General features: G+C 52.2%; 25 protein-coding genes and 1 tRNA gene. 20 read left to right on the top strand and 6 right to left on the bottom strand.

Going from position 1 to position 19,981, the window contains the following annotated elements:
• Nucleotides 1–7 precede the first annotated feature (7 nt).
• On the top strand, nucleotides 8–682 hold the full coding sequence (gene queC, locus EE949_RS15670) for a 7-cyano-7-deazaguanine synthase QueC (RefSeq protein ID WP_162874448.1): 675 nt from the start codon (nucleotides 8–10) through the stop codon (nucleotides 680–682).
• A gap of 63 nt (nucleotides 683–745) precedes the next feature.
• Nucleotides 746–821 (top strand) — tRNA-Lys (locus tag EE949_RS15665).
• 338 nt (nucleotides 822–1,159) lie between these two features.
• Here EE949_RS15665 and EE949_RS15660 read toward each other — a convergent pair.
• From EE949_RS15660 to EE949_RS15640, 5 genes are all read right to left on the bottom strand, one after another.
• Complete coding sequence (locus tag EE949_RS15660; RefSeq protein WP_122665113.1) at nucleotides 1,160–2,536, bottom strand: site-specific integrase; 1,377 nt, start codon at nucleotides 2,534–2,536, stop codon at nucleotides 1,160–1,162.
• A complete protein-coding gene (mobH, locus tag EE949_RS15655; protein ID WP_122665112.1) occupies nucleotides 2,533–4,431 on the bottom strand; it encodes a MobH family relaxase in 1,899 nt (632 codons plus the stop codon). Before mobH ends, EE949_RS15660 begins: the two co-directional genes overlap by 4 nt.
• A 104-nt stretch (nucleotides 4,432–4,535) precedes the next feature.
• Nucleotides 4,536–5,108 carry a hypothetical protein gene (locus EE949_RS15650; RefSeq protein WP_122665111.1) on the bottom strand — a complete coding sequence of 191 codons (573 nt, stop codon included), beginning with the start codon at nucleotides 5,106–5,108 and terminating at the stop codon, nucleotides 4,536–4,538.
• Complete coding sequence (locus EE949_RS15645) at nucleotides 5,092–5,526, bottom strand: hypothetical protein (protein ID WP_122665110.1); 435 nt, start codon at nucleotides 5,524–5,526, stop codon at nucleotides 5,092–5,094. The genes EE949_RS15650 and EE949_RS15645 overlap by 17 nt, the downstream gene beginning before the upstream one ends.
• A gap of 27 nt (nucleotides 5,527–5,553) precedes the next feature.
• Entirely contained in the window at nucleotides 5,554–5,916 is a 363-nt protein-coding gene (locus EE949_RS15640) for a hypothetical protein (protein ID WP_122665109.1), read from the bottom strand.
• Nucleotides 5,917–6,082: 166 nt separating this feature from the next.
• Between EE949_RS15640 and EE949_RS29475 the strand changes: the two genes are divergently transcribed.
• The 16 genes from EE949_RS29475 (at nucleotide 6,083) to EE949_RS15545 (ending at nucleotide 16,867) form a co-directional block, all read left to right on the top strand.
• Nucleotides 6,083–6,514 carry a hypothetical protein gene (locus EE949_RS29475; protein WP_162874449.1) on the top strand — a complete coding sequence of 144 codons (432 nt, stop codon included), beginning with the start codon at nucleotides 6,083–6,085 and terminating at the stop codon, nucleotides 6,512–6,514.
• Nucleotides 6,515–7,227: 713 nt separating this feature from the next.
• Nucleotides 7,228–7,647: a hypothetical protein gene (locus EE949_RS15625; protein ID WP_240350592.1), complete on the top strand. Its 420-nt coding sequence runs from the start codon at nucleotides 7,228–7,230 to the stop codon at nucleotides 7,645–7,647.
• Nucleotides 7,648–7,849: 202 nt separating this feature from the next.
• A complete protein-coding gene (locus tag EE949_RS15620; RefSeq protein ID WP_122665106.1) occupies nucleotides 7,850–8,527 on the top strand; it encodes a site-specific integrase in 678 nt (225 codons plus the stop codon).
• A 129-nt stretch (nucleotides 8,528–8,656) separates the two neighbouring features.
• Entirely contained in the window at nucleotides 8,657–9,847 is a 1,191-nt protein-coding gene (locus EE949_RS15615) for a Fic family protein (RefSeq protein ID WP_122665105.1), read from the top strand.
• A gap of 43 nt (nucleotides 9,848–9,890) precedes the next feature.
• Complete coding sequence (locus EE949_RS15610; RefSeq protein ID WP_162874450.1) at nucleotides 9,891–10,403, top strand: hypothetical protein; 513 nt, start codon at nucleotides 9,891–9,893, stop codon at nucleotides 10,401–10,403.
• A 10-nt stretch (nucleotides 10,404–10,413) separates the two neighbouring features.
• Nucleotides 10,414–10,887 (top strand): hypothetical protein, encoded by a 474-nt coding sequence (locus tag EE949_RS15605; protein WP_122665103.1) that lies wholly within the window; start codon nucleotides 10,414–10,416, stop codon nucleotides 10,885–10,887.
• Nucleotides 10,888–11,391: 504 nt separating this feature from the next.
• On the top strand, nucleotides 11,392–11,805 hold the full coding sequence (locus tag EE949_RS15595; RefSeq protein WP_122665101.1) for a hypothetical protein: 414 nt from the start codon (nucleotides 11,392–11,394) through the stop codon (nucleotides 11,803–11,805).
• Between the two features lie 76 nt (nucleotides 11,806–11,881).
• Nucleotides 11,882–12,154 carry a hypothetical protein gene (locus EE949_RS15590; protein WP_122665100.1) on the top strand — a complete coding sequence of 91 codons (273 nt, stop codon included), beginning with the start codon at nucleotides 11,882–11,884 and terminating at the stop codon, nucleotides 12,152–12,154.
• Between the two features lie 13 nt (nucleotides 12,155–12,167).
• Nucleotides 12,168–12,548, top strand: coding sequence for a hypothetical protein (locus EE949_RS15585; RefSeq protein ID WP_122665099.1), 381 nt, complete (start codon nucleotides 12,168–12,170; stop codon nucleotides 12,546–12,548).
• A gap of 52 nt (nucleotides 12,549–12,600) precedes the next feature.
• Nucleotides 12,601–12,879 (top strand): hypothetical protein, encoded by a 279-nt coding sequence (locus EE949_RS15580; RefSeq protein WP_055004048.1) that lies wholly within the window; start codon nucleotides 12,601–12,603, stop codon nucleotides 12,877–12,879.
• Nucleotides 12,880–12,916: 37 nt separating this feature from the next.
• Nucleotides 12,917–13,690, top strand: coding sequence for a toll/interleukin-1 receptor domain-containing protein (locus EE949_RS15575; protein ID WP_122665098.1), 774 nt, complete (start codon nucleotides 12,917–12,919; stop codon nucleotides 13,688–13,690).
• A 12-nt stretch (nucleotides 13,691–13,702) separates the two neighbouring features.
• The gene (locus tag EE949_RS15570) at nucleotides 13,703–14,026 is read left to right on the top strand and encodes a hypothetical protein (protein ID WP_122665097.1); all 324 of its coding nucleotides are present in this window, start codon (nucleotides 13,703–13,705) and stop codon (nucleotides 14,024–14,026) included.
• A gap of 538 nt (nucleotides 14,027–14,564) precedes the next feature.
• A complete protein-coding gene (locus EE949_RS15560; protein ID WP_122665095.1) occupies nucleotides 14,565–15,185 on the top strand; it encodes a hypothetical protein in 621 nt (206 codons plus the stop codon).
• Nucleotides 15,186–15,249: 64 nt separating this feature from the next.
• Nucleotides 15,250–15,702, top strand: coding sequence for a hypothetical protein (locus tag EE949_RS15555; protein ID WP_122665094.1), 453 nt, complete (start codon nucleotides 15,250–15,252; stop codon nucleotides 15,700–15,702).
• A 13-nt stretch (nucleotides 15,703–15,715) separates the two neighbouring features.
• Nucleotides 15,716–16,228: a hypothetical protein gene (locus EE949_RS15550; RefSeq protein ID WP_122665093.1), complete on the top strand. Its 513-nt coding sequence runs from the start codon at nucleotides 15,716–15,718 to the stop codon at nucleotides 16,226–16,228.
• A gap of 162 nt (nucleotides 16,229–16,390) precedes the next feature.
• Nucleotides 16,391–16,867 carry a plasmid fertility inhibition factor family protein gene (locus EE949_RS15545; protein WP_122665092.1) on the top strand — a complete coding sequence of 159 codons (477 nt, stop codon included), beginning with the start codon at nucleotides 16,391–16,393 and terminating at the stop codon, nucleotides 16,865–16,867.
• Nucleotides 16,868–17,034: 167 nt separating this feature from the next.
• Here the strand turns inward: EE949_RS15545 and EE949_RS15540 are convergent, their stop codons facing one another.
• Nucleotides 17,035–18,444 (bottom strand): DNA cytosine methyltransferase, encoded by a 1,410-nt coding sequence (locus EE949_RS15540; RefSeq protein WP_122665091.1) that lies wholly within the window; start codon nucleotides 18,442–18,444, stop codon nucleotides 17,035–17,037.
• Between the two features lie 382 nt (nucleotides 18,445–18,826).
• Between EE949_RS15540 and EE949_RS15535 the strand changes: the two genes are divergently transcribed.
• Together EE949_RS15535 and EE949_RS15530 are read left to right on the top strand one after the other, a co-directional pair.
• Nucleotides 18,827–19,057, top strand: coding sequence for a hypothetical protein (locus tag EE949_RS15535; RefSeq protein ID WP_122665090.1), 231 nt, complete (start codon nucleotides 18,827–18,829; stop codon nucleotides 19,055–19,057).
• Nucleotides 19,058–19,345: 288 nt separating this feature from the next.
• Nucleotides 19,346–19,960, top strand: coding sequence for a hypothetical protein (locus EE949_RS15530; protein WP_122665089.1), 615 nt, complete (start codon nucleotides 19,346–19,348; stop codon nucleotides 19,958–19,960).
• Nucleotides 19,961–19,981 lie beyond the last annotated feature (21 nt).

The following is a 19,981-nucleotide window of genomic DNA, read 5'->3' as shown; positions in this document are numbered from 1 at the left end:
AGCAACCATGACTGAAAAAAGAGCGGTAATTCTCCTGTCCGGCGGACTGGATTCGGCCACCGTGGTCGCGATGGCGCGTGAGCAGGGCTACACCTGCTACACCATGAGTTTCGATTACGGCCAGCGTCATCGGGCCGAGCTGGACGCAGCAGTGCGCGTCGCTCGCGATCTGGGTGTGGCCGAACACAAGGTCATAGGTCTGAATCTTAACGGTATCGGTGGCTCGGCGCTGACCGATGACTCCATCGCTGTTCCTGAAACTCCCGGTGAAGGTATTCCGGTCACTTACGTGCCTGCGCGCAATACCGTGTTTCTGTCCCTCGCGCTGGGCTGGGCAGAAGTGCTCGGCGCGCGCGATATTTTCATCGGCGTCAACGCGGTGGATTACTCCGGCTATCCGGACTGCCGACCTGAGTTCATCGAATCGTTTGAGCGCATGGCCAACCTCGCCACCAAGGCCGGTGTAGAAGGGCAGGGTTTCACCATTCAGGCCCCGCTGCAGAATCTGAGCAAAGCCGATATCGTCAAGGCTGGCGTACGTCTGGGCGTTGATTACGGCCTGACGGTTTCTTGCTATCAAGCCGATGATCAAGGCCGTGCATGCCGTAAATGCGACAGCTGCCGCCTGCGTGCAGAAGGCTTCGCAGCCGCCGGAATCAGTGACCCGACACGATATTTTTAAAATAATTGAAATTAGGTGTTGAATTACTCATATAAATCAGTAATATACGCGCCACGCAACAGAGGGTCGTTAGCTCAGTTGGTAGAGCAGTTGGCTTTTAACCAATTGGTCGTAGGTTCGAATCCCACACGACCCACCATTTTTTGCAGTTTGAAAACCTGGAAGGCCCACGAAAGTGAGGATTTTCAGGTTTTTTTTTGCCTGGAAAGGGGAGCCTAGCTAAAGGAATAGCTTTGTTTCTGGGTTTTCAGGAGCTCATACAAGCAGCTGTCTGCCGCTAAACATAGCCTTGCCTTGCTGTGTGTCAAATTGGAACTTGTTTCCAGCCAAGCGCCTTACACGCCCTCTGAAGCCTCAAAACACCCAAATGATCAGTATCAGCTCGCTATCTGCAGCCGTACATCAGCTTCAGAAATGCGATCCTTCGCAACACGTCCCTCTCTCAAAGTCTGAAGAATCTCGTCTCCGCCGTGAGTTTTACCGATTGTTCCAACTCATTGGTTGGTTTGATAGTTGAGCCAATTCATTGAGCTGATCGGTAATTTTGCGATCGTTGGTCAAGGCAGGAGCCGCGGATGGGTGTCCTCTACGTTGCTTGAGCCAGTCGGCCAAGTGTGAAAGCAGGCTATCCAGTTCTTCAGAGCTTATGGCCTCCTGTTGCAGGTACGTTTCAGCCTGATAGATCTTCTCGGCTCGAATGACCAGCGCATCCTCGATTTGATCATCTACTACTCGTGGGGCTGCAGGAGAAGCTGGTTTCGGCGAGTCGATAACATACATGGTGGTAGTGTCAGTTGAGAGTGTTGGGTCTATCTTCTGTACGATGGGCCGCTCTTGTGCTGACTCTATTAGTGCTGTCGTGTGATCTGACAAACGATGAAGCACTGCACCCAGGTCGACCCTGGCCCGATGGGTTAGCTGGGTAGGAGGGCGGCTCCTCTCGTTGAGCACAATTCGCATAAAATCATAATCAGGCTCTATGTACTCCATCGTTGTGGCCATGTTGGAGTGGTTCAAGAGGGTCTTTGTGACATGAATATTCCGCTGAGGCTGTTTCATCAAGTCGCTGGCAATTGTGTGTCTGAAGCGGTGCGGGGTCATCCTTACCCCTGTTTCCTTCGTTAGCTTTTTGTACATTGCCTCGACCTGATCCAAGTTCATGTACTTGCGTCGATAGAAGACCGAGAATCGATTGACGTTGAAAAGCTGATCCGTTTTACCGAAGCGAAGTGCCTGAGCTGATTCAATCAACGTCATGATGAAGGGCATGAGGTCGTCTGGGATTGGGATCATGAACTCGCGATGGGTTTTCTCCAGGTCACCTTGGATACGGATCAAGCGCGTTTTGAGGTTTACATCCGCAACCTGGATGCAGAGCAAAGCATTCAGACGTACACCCGTGTGATAGAACATCTCGAAAACGGTGAGCCAAAACCAAGCAGGTGTAACTTTCGCACGCCTGGTTGTTTTCTGTTCTTCATCGACGAGTGTCAACAGCCAGCTTCTCGCCCGACTTATCGCATCACTGACTACGGTCTTCTTCGGTTTCTTGGGGGGGATCACGCTTGTTTTGCTGAATGGGTTTTTCTTAAGGTTCAACAGGTCGTGCTGTATCCCAAATCCGAAAACAGTCCTCAAATGGCTTGAGTAGGTGTTCCAGCTGCGTTTCGCTAGCCCTCCGTCCAGGCGTTCTTTTCGCCAAACTAGAATTTGCCTTGTATCGACGTCGTTCGCTTGGCAGTTGCCGAAGTGACGTATGAACGATCTGGTCGCAGCATGATAAATTTTCACCGAGTCAGGACGAAGATTATGAGCTCCGACGTATTCGTTCGTCAGGTCCAGAACTGTGATCATTTAGCTGCGTCCTTATCGTCGGCAGCTACGAGCTTTAGAATTGCGTTGTCATAAGGAACTTCATTGAAAACTGCTGTTGGATCCTTCAGTAGGTAACCTCTGAGCTCCTTGCTTTTCCTTGGGCCTTTTACCTCGCAAGTGAAAATGTTGAGTTGTGTACTGGTCTTGCGGTGCAATTTGAGTTTCTCAAATGCACGCTGAACCAATTGCCACGGCTCCAGCTCCTTCTCTTTCGCTGCAGCCTGAGTGTCTGGATGCTCCAATGCATAGCGTTTGAAAATGTCGGGACTGACCAGGAACGCCGTCCCGTCAACCGTGTGAACCCGCGCTTTAGCGTCGTTGATCACTATTTTGTGGGAGATGACACCCTCCCTAAGCCAGCCCAGAAATGCCGAACCATAATCTCCTGCAATCATAGAAACCGGTCGATCTATCATATCGTCGGTTTGTTTTCTGAGCGGCTCGGGCTGTCTGATCTTTGGCATGTCCACTGTAGGCTCGATTGCAGGCGTTTGTTCTGCAGGAGCTTGGGGGGGGAGTGCGCCTTGGGGAAGGTCATCAAAAAGTGAAAGCAAATCATCCATGTGATCGGGGTCGCTCTGCGTGTTTTGTGAAGTAGTTGGCAGAGTATTGTGAGTGTCGGTAGTTTGTTTTGGTAGCGATGAGCCAGTACTAGTTGTTGCTGGCATGCTTTGGGGGGCGTTATTTGTCTGTTCCAACTCCATGTCGTCTTGAGCCGTTCCTGCTAGTTCCACTGTCAAGGTACCGCTGTAGATTGCCGGTCGTTCGTCAGCCTGGGGCCAGATCAGGGCTGGAGAAATCTTCAGGACTGTGAATGTGTTTTTCCAACCGCGACCATTGTCGATGGCCGCTTTCCAGATGGCCTTGTCCTGGGCATTAGTCTGAATGATTGCCTGATCCTGAAGCATGTTGAACATAGGAGCATTTGAGTTAGGAATGTGCTCTATTCCCTGAGCCAGTAAAGCTGCTCTGAGCTGGTCTACTGCAGGTTTGCTCACGAGCCAAAGTGCTTCCTGAGTCAGCCATCCATCTGACGGACCATCCGGCTGATTCAGTTTGAATTTTTCTTTCACCAGCATCCTCAAACCATCCACCAACTGGCGTTGCAAGGACTGCTTTGGTGCGGTCAATGCCCGGTCAGGGTTTCCGCCTAACTCTTGGGCAACTGATGCTTGGTCAGCCTGGGTCACTATCTCGCCAAGGATTCCTGCGTGCTCGTATTGGCCTGCGAGGGTAAACAGCAGCTGTGCCCACAGTTCTGGAAATGCACTGAGCCAGTCCATAGCCTCGGTAGGGAGTACTTGGGCGTAGATCAATGAAGATGCCGCCCCGTGGAGTCGATAATCCCGGCCTTTCACGTAACGGAATCGATATGGCTGTGTTAGCGGGCCATACCAGGGGTGCCACGTTTTGCCGTCCTGCTGTTCAACGGCGACGTCCACTGCAATTTTCCCCAAGTCGTGCATCAACGCCCCATAGGCAGCCGCGGCTGACCAGGCTTCTGCCTGGGCAGCCTGCGACTCCGGAGGGGCCCCGATCGGCAGCAGGTATGTCTGACGAATCTTGAGTGCATAGGCTACGATCTCCAGCCCGTGATCGAGCATCCCCCCAGGGTAGGCATGGTGATGGTTTTCCGATGCCGGCAGGTGCTGCACCAATGTTGCGTATCGCTCCAAAGGCGTTAAGTAGAGAGCACCAAACTGCTTGCGGGATAGAGAGGTTCGTTGCCAGATATTTTCAAGAAGATTTCGCCGCCTGGGCGTGCCGAGAAGGGCGCCAGATGACTCAGGCCGTATGAAGCCTTCAATGTCTGAGGCAGGTGAAGAGCCGCTGTTAGTTCTGCGTCGAAAAAAGGTTAGCATTGCATCGCCCATGAGAAGGTCATGGGATGTGTTTTCCGCTACACGAAGCTACGCAGCAATGCTTAAACGATATCGGCACTGCCGAGGTTTAGAGATCAATGTGCCAGTCTCGAACTCTACGGTTCTGGACCATACATGCCGCCCATAGCGATACGTGTCAAAAAGCTCTTACACGCAGGGACCGTTGGGATCTCACACAACCCACAATCAACGCCATATGGATTGGTAATCCAAGTCAGTCCGTCTAGTTCGTCGTAGTCGAGACGGTGACCGTCAATCCTTACCACCTCACCAATTAGAAGGTCGGCTGCAAGCCTCTCCGGAGTAGGCAGGTCCAGGTCCTCCCAGGCGCCTCGTAGGATGCAATCTCGAGCGTGCGTTCTTTTGGCCTCAAGCTTGCTCTCAAGCTCCTGGTTCTTCAGATTCTCGTTTTTCTCTTTTTGATAATGCGCATACGTCCGGGTGTAACGTTCCTCAAGTTCAGGCGCATCTCTGAACAAAATCGGTGGGTTTAGACCGTAATGCCCCGGGCAATCAGTAGCTTCATGTGCGGCCAGCAGATCGACCCAGGCATATGCTGATTGCTCAGCCTGTAAGGTTTCACGATTAAAGCCGCCGATCTTCTCCAAGCAGCGCTTAGTCATCCAGTCCCAGCGGGCAGTCAGGGCGATCTCAAAATTGTTGTTCATGACCGCCTTCCAGCTGGATGATAGGGGCATCCTTGCAACCAGAAATACAGACAGTGTCGACGCCCGCAGCCCGCCACTCTCGGGTTAACAATCGCAACTTATCCAGGAGCTCACACAAATCGTTGTCTTCGCGGGGAGTGCTCCTGCAGCACATGTCTTCACGCAATGTCACGAGCGGAATCCATGTTGTCAGTAGGTCACCATGTGTCACATGCGTTGCTATGCCTTGGAGATCTTTTTGAAACTCGGTTCGCCAGAACTTTCCCACCCATTGGTAAAAAGTTTTGGCTTCCTGTCCTGAAAGCTCGATAGGTTGTACTCCAGGCACCGGTTTGAGTATCACCCAGCTATCCAGGTCGTACTGACAGGGGTCAATAAGCACTGGTCCACTACGATCAATGCATTCAAGGGTTGCCATGGGGTTTGTTCCTGGTAATAGCTTGGATCACACGTAAAACGTGACTTCAGCCTTAATTTCTTTGAGAAGAACCGCTGTCATCACCAGAGCCTCTGTCATGTCCGGCACCTCCACATCATCGGTACCGAAGTCGTGCGCAACGCCAGTCATGAACGTGAGAGACACAGATCCAGTCGCCCCATTAATGTCTACGGAAAGATATTCCGTGTTGTGCTGGCGATAAGGCCAAACCAGCGCGATTGCTTGCCCTGTCGTCTTTAACCGTACCTGTACGGCTAGTGTTTCAGCCCACTTCTGTATTTCGGGCGAGATCAAGCGCGTGCTCGAACCCATGTGGCAGAGAATTTCAATGTCATCTGTTACAGCGGATGTGCAGTCGGAACTTGACATGCCCGTATCCTCATTCGGTGAGGGGAGAGCATTGCTTGGGTGGCTGAGGCCGTCAGTGGGAAACCCTTATTGACGGGCTGAGGGTTTGGTAGAGACGGTTCAGGGCTGATGAAGGCAAGATTCTTTCGTCGACAAATGGCGTTTCAGAAATCGTAGAGGTGGAAAGATGCTTATTGCTTCCAAAAGCGGCAACATTTCAGTAGCCACGCTGATATCCGAAACGGACAAAGCATGGACGCTTATAGTTGAAAATCGCGAAGTCCAAGTTAGCAAGTCTGACAGACGCCAGCGCGCTTTCAATGACATGTCTGACGCCTTGAAATGGACCAATGCTGACAAAGAACTGATTGAGCACTTTCTTGCTCTCGACTCGGGAAAAAACGCCTCGGTTGATGATGGGAAGAATGCCCGGCTTATTACTGAGCCCCGCTTCTCGGTAAACCTGACAGCGCATCAATTGAATGATCTCAAGATAATCCTGGACGCAGCGACAGCCAGTGAAGCGGATCCAGCCGCCGAAATATTCAAACTGATGGATCAGGTACGAGCTGCATGTCGGCAAGCGGCTCATCCAGTAGCTGAAACTACTGAGTCTTGAAAGCTTATGCGTTACGTCATTAGCGTTGCGTACCACTACCTAGCGGGAAAACTTACTATCAAGCATTCGATCTACGCTCTTCGCGAAAGACCAGTGGCTGTGGTCAGCAAGGGCAAAACTTGGGTTATAGAACCGGGCTTTGAGGTCTGAGGATTATCGACAATGAGGAGCCCTGCCTGCTGAGGCGGATTGTAGGATTGATTGGATAGGCAATATTGCCTATTCTTTTGCTTAGGCAATATTGCCTATTACTGAGCAAGCGAGGGATGCGTGGACAACCGCACACGTTATCTACATCTACTGGAAACATATGGGATCACCCAGGCAAAAAGCGCTGAACTAATTGCAGCTGTCACTGCGCGGCCTTGCGGTGTGCGAACGGTTCGGTCATGGCTCAACGATCCTGAGAAGCCAAGCTCAACACCTTGTCCCGATTATGCCGTTGCGAATTTGGAGAAGGCGATTGAATACATGCAGCGCGCCTTGGCACTACGTGCAGCGAGTTCAAGGAACTCAGCCAATTTAGACATGTATAGCTCCTGTTGAGATGTCCTTAGTTTATCGCAAGGCCTGATTTGACGCTCATCAGGCCGCTCTGAATACTCTGCGTAAGAGCCGGCTGACCACATGAAAAAGACTGCAAGGTTTTGAGTGGCTCGCGCCTGCCGTTGTGTTTAGGATGAAATTTACTTTTCATCTGCAGGAGTTTCTCAATGGATCAAAACAAAAATCGTGTTGCCGAGTTACTGACGTTTGCCGTCGGCATTGCTTTGGTCGGCTACGTGCTGGCTAAGGCCTTTTCTGATCTGATCGGCGTCGACGTTTCCGCCGGAGGCCGACTGCTGTTCAGCATCGTTCTCTCTGTAGGGCTTGTAGGTTACGCGGTGTGGAACGAACTGACTGATGGGTTACTTGGGTTACGGGCGCTGTTACCCCTGGCCCTGTCCACGCTCTGGAGTGGCATGTGGCCGGCAATGCAATACTGGGGAGCTAAGCCATTTTACTTCCCGGGTTTACCGATGGAGCAACAGAACGTCGAATGGTGGGCTAATGCCTACATGCAGTGGGGTGGAACGGCAGCCCTGTTGTTCGGTGGCTACGCAATTGCTTATTGGACCTGGAGACGTTATTAAAAAGCGCGCGTAGCATTGTTGCTTCCCTTCGAACTGGTGATGGATAGCGTGTTTTGCCGCGCTGAGCGTCACCAGCCACCAGGTGCGGTATAGCATTTTCCGTGAACACCCCGGCACGCGGGCCTGTAAGCTATTCAGGAGGCCCCTTGCCCACTCTCTCAGGATCATTCGCGATTCGTCATCAATCCTGACAGAGAGCCCCATGACAGCACCCATCCGCCGCGCAACTTCCCTTCGACCTGGACAATTCAAGCACCTGATCCGCGTCGCATCCGTGACTGGCCGTCTACCGGAGCGCGACGTTATGCTTTTGTGGCTCACACACACCACTGGCATTCGCGTAACCGAGCTGGCCTTACTGGAGGTCGCAGACGTGCTATATCCCAGCGGAGCCATCAAGCCTGAGGTGTATTTACGCGCAGACATCACCAAGGGCTGTCGTCCGCGCAATGTGTATCTGACTCATCCACGATGCCTTGTCGCCCTGGATGGCTGGATCGCAGTTCGCTTGCAGCGCTGCTGGGGCCTTTCCGGCACCGACGAATACCGAGGCCTGCGGCCAGGTTCAAAGCTGGTCACCACACACAAGGGCCAAGCCTTTGAACTCGCGTTCAAACATCGCCAGCTGGATAGTGGGCCTGAGGTGTGTCGGGCCTGCGATTCGCTGCAACAGACGATCAGCAGGCTCTACCGGCAGGCCGGTATCAAACAGGGTTCGTCTCACAGTGGCAGACGCTCTCTAGCTGCAAAAGTCTTGTCCGCGACCGGGGATGTAGAGACAGTACAGACGATCCTCGGGCACGCCTGTCTTGACCATAGCAAGCCCTATTTGAACGTAGATCAAGACGTCATCAGGCGGGCTTTTGAGGTCGCCCTTTAGTCCGCTAATTGTTCCTAGTGTTTGAGAAGTCAGTGGTATACTACCGGCAAGCGAGCCGGCAAAATAATCACCTAAAAATTGATATGGGCCTTTATTAATAAGGCATAGCGTAAGGTAGGTAAACGGCAAATGTCATTCACCCCGTATATTCCCCAAGACAAGGCTCCCGAGGAGTTGCAGGACCAGATCGTTAAGGTCATGCGCCTTGATGCGGAACTCCACGGCAAGATCCCGCGCCCGCTGCGCGTGCCGATGACCAACCTATTGCGCGTAGTGAACTCGTACTACAGCAATAAGATCGAGGGTAACTCTACGGTACCGGCTGACATTCTGCGCGCCGAACAGGTTGCAGACGCGCCTCAGGAGGTCAAAGCCAGCGAGGACTTCTTGGAGATCAAGCGCCACATTGAAGCGCAGCGCCGCCTCACCGACGACCCGATCAACCCAGTCGATGTCTGCACTCGGGACACCATCTCGCGTCTACAACGCGAATTCTACGTCGGTGTGCCGGAGGAGATGCTCGATATCCAAATTAACGAACAAGGCGACGTTATCCGCATGCTTCCCGGCGTATTCCGCGAGTACGGCGTCAAGGTTGGCCAACACATCGCCCCGACCGCTGAGCAGATGCACGCCCACCTTGGCCAATTCGAGCGCGTTTACCGACTGGATCGAATTCACGGGCTGTCGCGCTTCCTCGCGGCCGCTGCAGCGCACCACAGGCTGATGTGGATCCACCCCTTCATGGACGGAAACGGCCGCACAGGGCGCCTGTTCACTGACCAGTACATAAAGGCCGCCGGTTTTGGCGGCTATGGGCTGTGGTCGATGAGCCGTGGCTTCGCCCGAAACACCGACGCGTATTACGACATGCTCAAGGCAGCCGACCACCCTCGAAAAGGCGACCAGGACGGTCGCGGCATTTTGTCGGATAGCGGTCTGATGCGCTGGACCCAGTACTTCACCGAAACCGCGCTGGACCAGGTTCAGTACTTCAGCGCTCAGCTTGATCCGGAGAAGCTAGGCGAGCGGATCGATGTGTACTTCGAGATGCGCAGTCGTGGCGCGCTTTCAGACGGCAAGGGCAATGCACTGCCAGAGCTCCGGATCGAGGCCAGGGACGTTTACAAAACCTTGCTCCATATGGGCGACCAGCCACGTGCCGAGCTGCAGGCCAGCCTTGGCGTTGGGGAACGCACCACCCGGGGCCTGTTGAGCCAGATGGCAAAAGAGGGCTTGATCAGCCTCGACGGACGCAAGCCGGTATCCCTGAACCTTTCGCGGCACTCAATCGAGTTCCTGTTCCCCTACCTTTGGTAGGGGGGCTGGAACACCATTTGGAATGGTAGGAAAAGAGAACAACATGTCTACAGATGGACGGATTCATATTGGCACTTTGGGCATGGGTATTCCGAAAATCTACAGTGAAGTGGTAACAAAGATTGTATCCGGCCACCTTGCCCTCGAAAGCGCATTGTGCAAGCAGATTAAATCTCGTTCGCTGAAACCTAGTCGCAAGCAATTTGGGGCACGCCTTGCAGTCGTGGTTTCGGATCTAGGCCTACCAGAAGACTGGTCGATAGATGCGTGCCGTAAACTGAATAAAGTACGTAATGATTGCGCACATATAGGTGATGGTGACTATCAGTTTTTGGCTGCCCGAATTATGGAGCCTGCTGAAGAGTTCGTCGGGTATGTCAAGCAGCATAATACGCGGCTTGCCGCCCACAAAATAAGTGACTTCGACTGGGCATGCACCATGACCTACCAACGAATTTACGAAATTTGCGGCCTCGAATACGACCCATTGATCTTCGGAAAGCACGCTTCGCTACCCACCGAAATCAGGAATATATTTTTGTCTCCTAGTGCGTAGGAAAACGATCATGGACTTAGTAGCCCGCAGAACCATTGAGCAACGTATCACCATCGCAGCCGCCGAAGGCTTGGTTGCAGCCGGTTGCAGGATTTCCGTTGTCGAAGGCCAAAAGGTGTTTCTCGCCGATAGCACAGACCCAGTTGCAATTGATGCTGCTTTACATGCATCGGGTGAACCAGGATTTAAGGTTAAGCGCACTCTCGACGGCATTGTGCATGAGGGTTGGGTAGATTTTGTTGGAGCGCGGGGAATCGAAGTCACCGCAGACAAAAAACTAAAGCTCAACAATGCGTTGAAGATGGCCAATACCTTGGCGGTGCAGCTCGGTGCCCAGTCTGAGAACGGATGCCCATCTTGTGGTTGCCCAGTACCTGCCGATGTTGTTTTAGACGAATGGGGCTACTTTCATTGCCCGGAGCCAGAGTGCGGCGACCGGCTTCACCTAAATGAAGATGGCAGGCCGCAAGGCTATAAGGGCTAATGTCCCGAAGTTTAAGGAAAACACAACCAAATCTAGGGAGCATCAGCCATGGAGCTGTTTTTCTTAATGATCACCGCTTGCATCAACAACTGCCATACATCAGAAAGCGGCTATATCAAGCCTTTCGAAACACTTGACGCGTGTGTTGCCGCTGCGCGTAAAGACCAAGAAGGCAAAAGACGCTTCGCATCGATGCGTAACTCTCCGATTTATCTGTATGAGTGTCGGAGCGAAAGTCGAACTGTCGCAGTTCCAAAACAGACTTAAGCTTCAACATAGGAAAAAACGCTGCACACCAGCCCGCCCTTGTCGCGGGCTGTGTCAGTAGAATCAGGGGACTTTCGGCCCTGATGACTCAGCCAGGAACGGGAATCATCACGGATAAGAGAGACGATAGCCCAGTAATTGCTACTGTTCCGCTGAATCATCCTGCACCGCAGAATGTGCATGAAATTGACTAATCGGTCCGCCGAGCCCAGGAATTCACATTCGGCTGACACAGACATGGATCTAGAAAAAATGGTCATGCAAAAGGATTCTGCAATCTGGAAAACCAATACCCACAGGCTAGTCCTGCTGGCGACACTCACTATGTTGATCCTGGTACTTCTGCTTCATTTTCCATTCGACGGGTACGTAAGCGAGTACAGCTACAGCGTGCCATCGCTTACCGCATGCCCAAAGGGCGACCTTATGCAGAAGATGAGAGAACTTGGAGCAGAAGAGTTCAACAAAGCGATTCAGGCCTGCCAAGGTGCCTTTATGACTAAGGAGTTACCCATTTCCGATTGGCGTAGCAATGGCGCGCCAATCTATTGGTTTGCCTCGCCGGTCCATGCGTTTGTGACCGTACTCGCGATTCTGATTGTTGGTCTAGCTTGTTTTTTTTCTATCACACCAAAACGAGTCTCCAGTTAACCGTCGATGAAGACGGCCATGTTGTTCAAGACTAGATCCCATTGCCCGGCTCGCCGGGCCTTCAAGGAAATCTGCCATGCCAAAGAAACTATCAGCTCCATTCACGCTTGAAGAAGACATAGTGCGCTTGAACGCCTTACTACCTACTGAAGCGATGATTGAGGAGTTTAGCGACATGCTCCAGCAGATTCATAGAAGCAATGCTACCGAGCGTGAGCGATTACTGGCGCTCGGAATGTGTCACGGTTACTTAAGCGGCCTAAAATCCGCCGAGTTGTTGAGCGCAGCCAAGGTCCCCGACTTGCGTGAGATAGTCTTTTGGGCAGAACTAAGATCTGAGTCTAAGTAAGTAGGAAAATAAGATGAAATCATTATTGCTCGCTACGTTACTTCTTTCGTCTGCGGTCTCGGCTGCCGAGGCACCGCCAATACAATCTGGACCTAATCCCACGCAATTCACAGGGCGAGTTTTCACGCTGGCTGCTGATGACCCTTTAAAGCAAATCAAGCTCCCCGCGAAGATTGGCTATCCGGCATTGATTCTTGATAAGTCGATGACTGTTCGGACAGACATTGGCCAGGAAATCACCACAGACCGTGTGCAGTTCGTTCTAGATGACGGCGTCCGAATTACGAATGGGGCTAGAGTCGAGCTCGACTGCGGGTTCGTTATGGGAGCAGAGACCCAACACCACTTCGAGCCGCTCTTCTGCGGTCAGAGCAAACTAAAAACTTTGGATTAGCGATCCGCTCTGGATACACCGAGCGCCGTTAGATCGGGCGTAGGAAAGGACCGTGAACAACGAAAAAAACGAGCACAAAATCACCTTGTCTCCTGGTTCTCGGTTTCGCCGACAAGCAGGACCGTACGACCTAGATACTGGCCAGCCGCGATATGCCGTCGAGGTGAGCGCACCGGACGAGCATACGCGACGTCAGGTCGAGGATAATTCGCAGATCATGGGTGGCCCTGGCAGGCACTTCTATGTATGGGATATCAAGAACGGTTCCAGCTGGCCTGTACTCCTAACACTGACCGTGGATGGAGTACCGGCAGATCAGTACAGCAACTGACGAAATGTTCGAGGAAAAATTTGATGGAAGTTAGCCGATGAGTAAGGTGTTCCTAAGTCATAACCATGCGGACAAACCTTTTACAAGGCGTCTCGCGAGCGATCTTCGCCAAGCAGGTCATTCTGTTTGGATTGATGAAGCCGAAATAAACATCGGTGACTCCCTCATAGGGAAAATTCGTGAAGGTCTTGATGAAGTAGATTTTGTGGCAGCGGTTCTAAGTGAGCACTCCATTGGTAGTGTTTGGGTGCAGAGGGAACTGGAGATCGCGTCAAGCCGAGAGATCGAAGAGCGCAGAGTGGTTGTTCTGCCATTGTTGGTGCAAAAAGTGGCGCTGCCAGGTTTTCTGAAAGGGAAATTTTACGCTGACTTCACCGATCCCACGTCTTACAAACCAATGCTTGATCTTCTCCTTCGCGCGCTTTGCCCCGCAACGCCGGTAGAAAAGCCCGCAGACGCTGAGATGGAAGCTCTAAGGAGCGAGCTTGCCGTCATGAAGCATGCTTTAGATGATCTTTCTAAACAGAATAAAGCTCATCAGCATTTTTCGCTGATGCATAAGAGTCCCCTACTAGCTGACGCTGTTTACCGTGCTAACCAGAAATTTCCGAATCATGCGCCAATCAATAACACCTACGCCTTTGAGGTTGGTAATACCGTGGTAACCCTGGATTACCTTCTTTGGGGTATTGGGAAAGCCATGAGAACGGGAGCTCACGTTCTAGAGGCGCTGCTTTCAATGCACAACAAGTGGCAAGAGGCTCACTGCATGATCGAAGCATACGACGACCTACTAGCTAGCTATGAATAAGGAACCAACCACATGCACCGACCTGGCAAAGAGCCCATCCCGGCGCCCGTGCCGACCCCTCTGACCGAGTCGCTAAAGATTGAGCTGACGCTGAGTGGTCGAGACTTGGAGCATTTCAATGCATACCGTGAGGCGGTGCATGCGCTCAATCCTGATAACTGGTCGAGGGCGTTAAAGAGGGCGTATACCGGCGCGACCAACCAACGGGGGTACTACACACCCCTCAAGGCGGCGGCGGGGGAGGCCCTGGCCAGCGCCCTCTATGAGCAGGCCGAGGCGCAGTTGTGTACCCGTGCCTATTTGGCTCGTGCCGCTGCGGACAATGTGAACCAGTAGGAAAGACTTGTATGAACAATTTTGGGCCTCTAATCCTAGTCATTTCTGGGGCGATAGTTTTTTACCTCTACCGGTCACACAAGCGGAAGGCTGACTACGAAGCTGTATGTGAAGTGACCCAGGTTTTGAGAGATTTTGCATACAGATCTGGAGCTGAATCCAAAGGGAAAGTGCATCGGCACGAGGTCATGGCGGACGCCATTCGGGAAGCTCAGTCAGCGGTTATTGTGAAACGCAGATTCGAGTCTGACTACACTAACCATGTAAGTCGCCAATTGCTCAGTTCATTTAGCCCCGAGTTTCTTGAATCGATTGGATTCCCACGCGAAACGGCAAGGTTTAGCAGGTGCCGCTCTGGTCTGATTACCCTCGCGAAAGATTTTGAGCGTCTTCAGCTCCGTAATAAAAAGTGGTGAATCGCGCCCTGTGAGTTGAAGGAAATGTCGCTCAGATGCAACCCAAACCTTGGCCTACAAACTAGGGCTAAACCAGTGAAGGGAGACGCGATTTTCGCGTCCGAGAAAACGAGGGAACGAAAATGAGCACTTCCGACGATTTGCTGGACGACAACCTTGGTGAACGTTCCAAACTCCCATCAGAATTTGCAGGTCAAAAGTTGTTTGTTCGAGGTGACGACTGGCAGAACAATGCCATGCTTGGCTGGGCGCCTTATCCCATGGATATTTACGCGGCTGGGTATAAAGACGCGGCAGATGCAATCTTGTATGCATTGTCGGAGCGCAGAACCAGTCTCGACAGCGTTATTTATCCATTAGTATTCCTCTACCGCCAAGGATTAGAGCTTCAAATAAAGCTGATTCTGCCGTTGGCTAGACAGCTGGCAAACTCTCCTGCCAAAGAAGACCACAGCCATAGCCTGATGCCCATGTGGGCAGAACTGCGGACGCTAGTCAATGAGCTGACTCCACATGCATGCGATCAGGAGGTGCCTGCGATGGAGCAATTCCTACATCAACTAGCCGAGATTGATCCGCAGTCGTTCGCCTTTCGGTACCCCGAGGACAAAAAGGGCCAGTTATCGCTGCCGGACCTACACCACATCAATGTTCGACATCTCAGTGAGGTCATGGACAGCCTATTCTTGCTGCTTTCCGGCATTCATTCGGAGCTAGGTGAGATGGATCAGCATGTTTGGTGAGCCGGTAGTTTTCAACTTCAAAACTGTGGGTCCGCTAATGCGCGGCCGTCCATAGGAAAATGCGATGAGCCGGATTTTTACAATAGCGTTGGCATTATTAGCTATTGCACACAGCGCGGTTGCGGCCGAAGTCGCACAGCCCGAACCCAAGCTGGTGACAATCCTTCACGACAATCAGGGCATTCATGAAGACCTGATTGCATCGCAGGAGCTGATTGCTTTGGGGTGTATGGGCAAATTGAACATTACCGCCACGGTATCTGGACAATATGAGGCAGCCTCTCTGGCGAAAATCCAGCAATGTGCAGACAACGAGGGTACTGACCTTGCCGCAAAGATACTGGCTCAATACAAGCGGGGTGAGATTGAGAAGGCAAGAATGCCAACCTACACGTTGCATTACTCGGCAATTTTTGCGAAAGAAAACAATATTGAAGCTCAGAAGACGGCAACGGCTGATTTGATCAAGGCTGCGAGAGAGCAGGGGAAAAAGCATTATCCCTACACGGGGAAGTAAGAAGGAAAAAAGAATGGATTACGAGTCCCTGCCTAGCGCTAGGGTAATCGAGGAAGCACGAGCATATTTGAGAGCTTCGCTGCTGCTTGAACAGCATGGCTTGAATGGTGATACAGCCCTATATTGGCCTGCGGCGATGAACTCAGCACTGGCGTCGGAGTTGTACCTTAAATCATTTCTTGTTGAGGCTGACCCGCGCCATCCAAGGACTGAATACGATCCTGATGGCCACCTACGATTGTCTATACGCTTGCCTGGAAATCGACATGATCTGCTTGAGCTATACAGAGCCATGCCGATGGATCTAGCCACCCAGTTTAGAGAAATTTCCGATCGGCTTTGTCCCGGCTTTCCGCTGGAGAAATGGATCATGTCGTGTGCGAGCTTATTTGTCGGAACTCGATATCCATATGAAGCCAATTCCACCCAGACCATTGACTCTGATGTATTAAAGCTCGCGCCGCATCTGGATCTGGTGTTAAGCGAATTTCTCGCCTCGGGCGAGACTCGGCCCCATGAGTCCTAATAGAATGGAAAGCGCCGGTTACGGCAAAGCCAAAAGCGTTCTGCCAGCAGGTGCCCAGTCGAGCTAAAGCGGAAAAGTTGTCCAGGTACACCCCAGGCCCAGCCGTCGAACGTTGGGGCAGTAGGGGAAGAAGCCCCAAGCGTCGAAAAGGAGTAATCAATAATGCTTTCCAACACCAATCTGTACGACGTAATGCTTTCAGACGCGCATCCTGGCTATCAACAGGTGAGGCTGCGTCGTCGCGCTGGCTACGAAAACCATGTGGTTGTTCTTGTCGATATCCATAAGCTTATCCAATTTTCCGATCAGCACTTGCACTCCAATTATGTGGTTCCACCTGCAGAAGATTGGTCTGAGGTGAAGCGACAGGAATTGGCAACGTTCCTCGCCCCCCCTGGACCAACAGAGCGGCATGTTGAGATGCCTTTTGTTTCTTTCAACGAAATGCAGGTGCAGTTTCGAGTACCTTTCATGAAAGTCTTCAGTCGCAAGCGTGAGCGCCTGGTGCGCTGGGTCGGTTACACCCAAGGTCGTCATCGCACACGTTATCTTCACTTCGCAGGAGCTTCGGTTATCCCTGTAATGTGTCTTCAGAACGAAGCTCAAACCCTGCAACACTACTGCGGCGTATCTGCATAGCCGCTATCTGAGTGCCTGCGTGAGACTGACGATGGCGCTGCAAGTGGAGATTGAACGAGGAGAGTGCCGAGGGTGGCGCGCCCCGGGTTCATTAACGCGTCTTCCGATAAATAAGCCCCGACACTTGAATAAGTGTCGGGGCTTGTCAATTGCATCACCCGCTAAGTTCAGGCCGCTATCATATTTGCCTGCATGTGATTGTGTCTCAGCAAACGTCCTATAGTCGCCGCTATAGCCTCGAAGGCAGTGAAGATGACCGACTGACCCAGTATCTCGTGGGCAATTGTGTTTGATACACCTCTAATGATTTCAATTGGTATGGTTTTCGCCATTGCATGCTCGATCACCGTTAGTAGCCTGCTCAATGATGGATTGTGCGGGTGCCGGATAAATGGCTCAGTTGATCTGGCCTTTGCGTAGCCCCGTCCGATGCAGCCACACGAAGCTGCATCAGCTGTGAGAAATTGCCGACGAAATCCTTTACCGCTGGCGATATCGCGTTCTTCCTTCTGTTCCAGGTAGTCATAGCACTTCCACCTCTCGTCATTATCTGGGACAGATTCCATCAGGTCTCTCAGAGAGCGTTCCTTGGTGCGAAGCGGCAAAATTTGATGCAGTGTCAGTGAGTCAAATGCGCCCTCCGTGTAGGCCACCAAAACCATTCTGGAGCGATTTTCGAAAGCTCCAAATACGTTCCCATCAAGAATGCACTCAAATAGCTGGTAACCCAGTGAGGTCAGTACAGACCGAATCATTTCCATGGAGGTGCTGGTCAGGTAATCAGGAACGTTTTCTACGATCGCCATTGCGGGGTTTGTGTGACGGACAAAGTCCAGGAAGTCCACGAATAATGAGCCAGCCGCAGGATGTTGTTCGGCTGCGGAAAGCTTGTTCTTCGCTTTGCCGGCGCGAGACGCTCCTGTGCAAGGAATGCCTGCAATAACGAGATCGCATTGCGGAGTGTTTTCCCCACGCTGGACGTCCCGGACATCGGCACAAATAGCGACCGAGTTGTCTCGCCACAGCATCCTGTTGTTACGCAGACTGGCATCCAGGTACTGCTCCTCGAGCTCAATGCCAATTCGAACATAGGTGTCGATGTCTGATCGTGCCAAGCCAGCGTGAATCGCACGGTCCAGCACGCCACCACCGTGATACAGGCTGCATACAGCCAGTGGTTCCTGGGCATTGAGCTTCTGCTTCAGCCGCGCTAGGCGTTCGTCTTTCCGCGTATCTTTATCCAGGGCTGTGATTAGGATCCTACCCAGGCGGATGACGACCCGAACCTTTTCCGCAGTCTTAAATAGACTTCGCAGAAGTGCTGTGCGTATCTCAATAAGAGGTGTTGTTATGCCATTGCGAACACGTTTAGAGACTCTGATTATCCCCGCATTGTTTTCTACTGCAGCTGGTGTGGGCACCAGTTCAAGTTTGGTTCGTCCGTCCCCGCGTGACAGGGAAAAGCAAGACCCTATTTCGATACCGGCACTCAGCAGTTTTTGACCTTCAAGCCAAATACGAGGAACGCCGCGGGCTTCCCCGATTTTCGGGGTGATGAGCAAGGTGAAGTTTTTCATAGAGGGTTCTCGATAGGGGAACCCAGCCCAATGGGAGGATTCCCATTGGGTGATTGAATGATTAGTGTGCAACCGCCAACTGGACGTTGGCCGCTCGCGCTTCCGGTAGCTTTGCGAGCTTTGGGGGATGGATCCACGCAATTACTTGCGTCTAAGCCTTCAGATCCTGACTTCAGACTTTTGCATTACCAGGTTCCAGGAAGCCTGTTGTGTTTGTCAACGAGGAATGGGTTGTTACTGCTTTGACTCGGACGCCCGTCGCTGGTCGGCAGGTAAGTGAACGGTTAAGCTGAGATTGATGCAGCACTGGGGCCGAGGACGTAGGAGAAGCGCAATTTTTTGCGCCTTTGCGAATGACGAACAGAAGGGAAGGAAGACTTAAATGGGGCTGAAAAACAGCGAAAGCCAAATCGGAGTATTAATAGCCGCTGCGCATTTAATCAGGACCGGGCGCTTAGATATAGGGGCAGAGCTGGTCGAGAAATTGTGCCCTGATAACGTGCATGTTACAGGGGTTGGTGACTACGACCGCTGCCAGCTAGTGCGTTTGAACCTGGAGCGTGAGTTCAAGTTGGGAGGGCTAGATTCTATTGAGCCAGGTTTCGACCACTAAAAGGGCTGACACGACGAGTATCTCTGATCCGTTGCACAAACCGTCGAAGTAAGCAGGAAAAGTCCCTCAGCAAAACTGACAGCTGTCAGCGTGCTCTTAACGATATGTCCGAGGCCATGAAATGGGCCGGTGCAGAACCAGAACTAATTGAGCATTTTGCTGCGCTAACTGCGGGGAAAGCGGTTCCCGCTGATCAGGCGCAGAGTTGAGATAAAAATCGCATCAGGTGCACCAAGCCCCGGCGTCAGAAACCGGGGCCTGGATGAAAGGAGACCACAAGGAGTAACTATGGACATCTATACAGACTGGCTACACGGCACGCAATCTCTTATCGCCCAGTGGACATTGACTGGACGCGGTGCTCTGAAGGGCACCACTCCGCTCCACAAAGGCCTATTTTTCACTACGAGTCGTAAGTTCGCTTTAGACAGCGGTCAGGTGCACGGTACTAACGCTAACTTGTATCAGGCAACTGTTGTGCCTGGGGCTCATGTGCTTGATATCACTGATCCAGATGTGACCTGCACACCCCGGGAGTCGGAGCATCTACGTCAACTCGTTGTAGGCCGCCGTCCGGGCATGGGCAATATCCAATGCGAGTTTAAGCAACACTGGAAAACTGGCTGGAGGACAGGCGATATCATGAAGTATGCACCTAGGCCCGGAGATGAGATGATGGCCAAGATGGCAGATCTCGCTATTCATCACCGCGACACTGTTGCCGGCCAGCGCGCTTGGAATCTGTGTCAGATGATCACTCGCCAATGCATCGAAGATATTGTCGACGCTTCAATTGAAGCTGGTTATCAAGCTGTCGCTGGCAACGAACGGCAATATGGGGTGACCTATCCGATCTTGATCGTGCTAGATCCGAATATTTTGACAACCCCTGTGAAGATCTGACCTTCGCCAAGGTACATCTCA

The sequence above is a fragment of the Pseudomonas viridiflava genome, assembly GCF_900602065.1.
Classification (GTDB): Bacteria; Pseudomonadota; Gammaproteobacteria; order Pseudomonadales; family Pseudomonadaceae; genus Aquipseudomonas.
The sequence above is the reverse complement of the archived record's forward strand: the minus strand, read 5'-3'. Positions and strand labels throughout refer to the sequence as shown.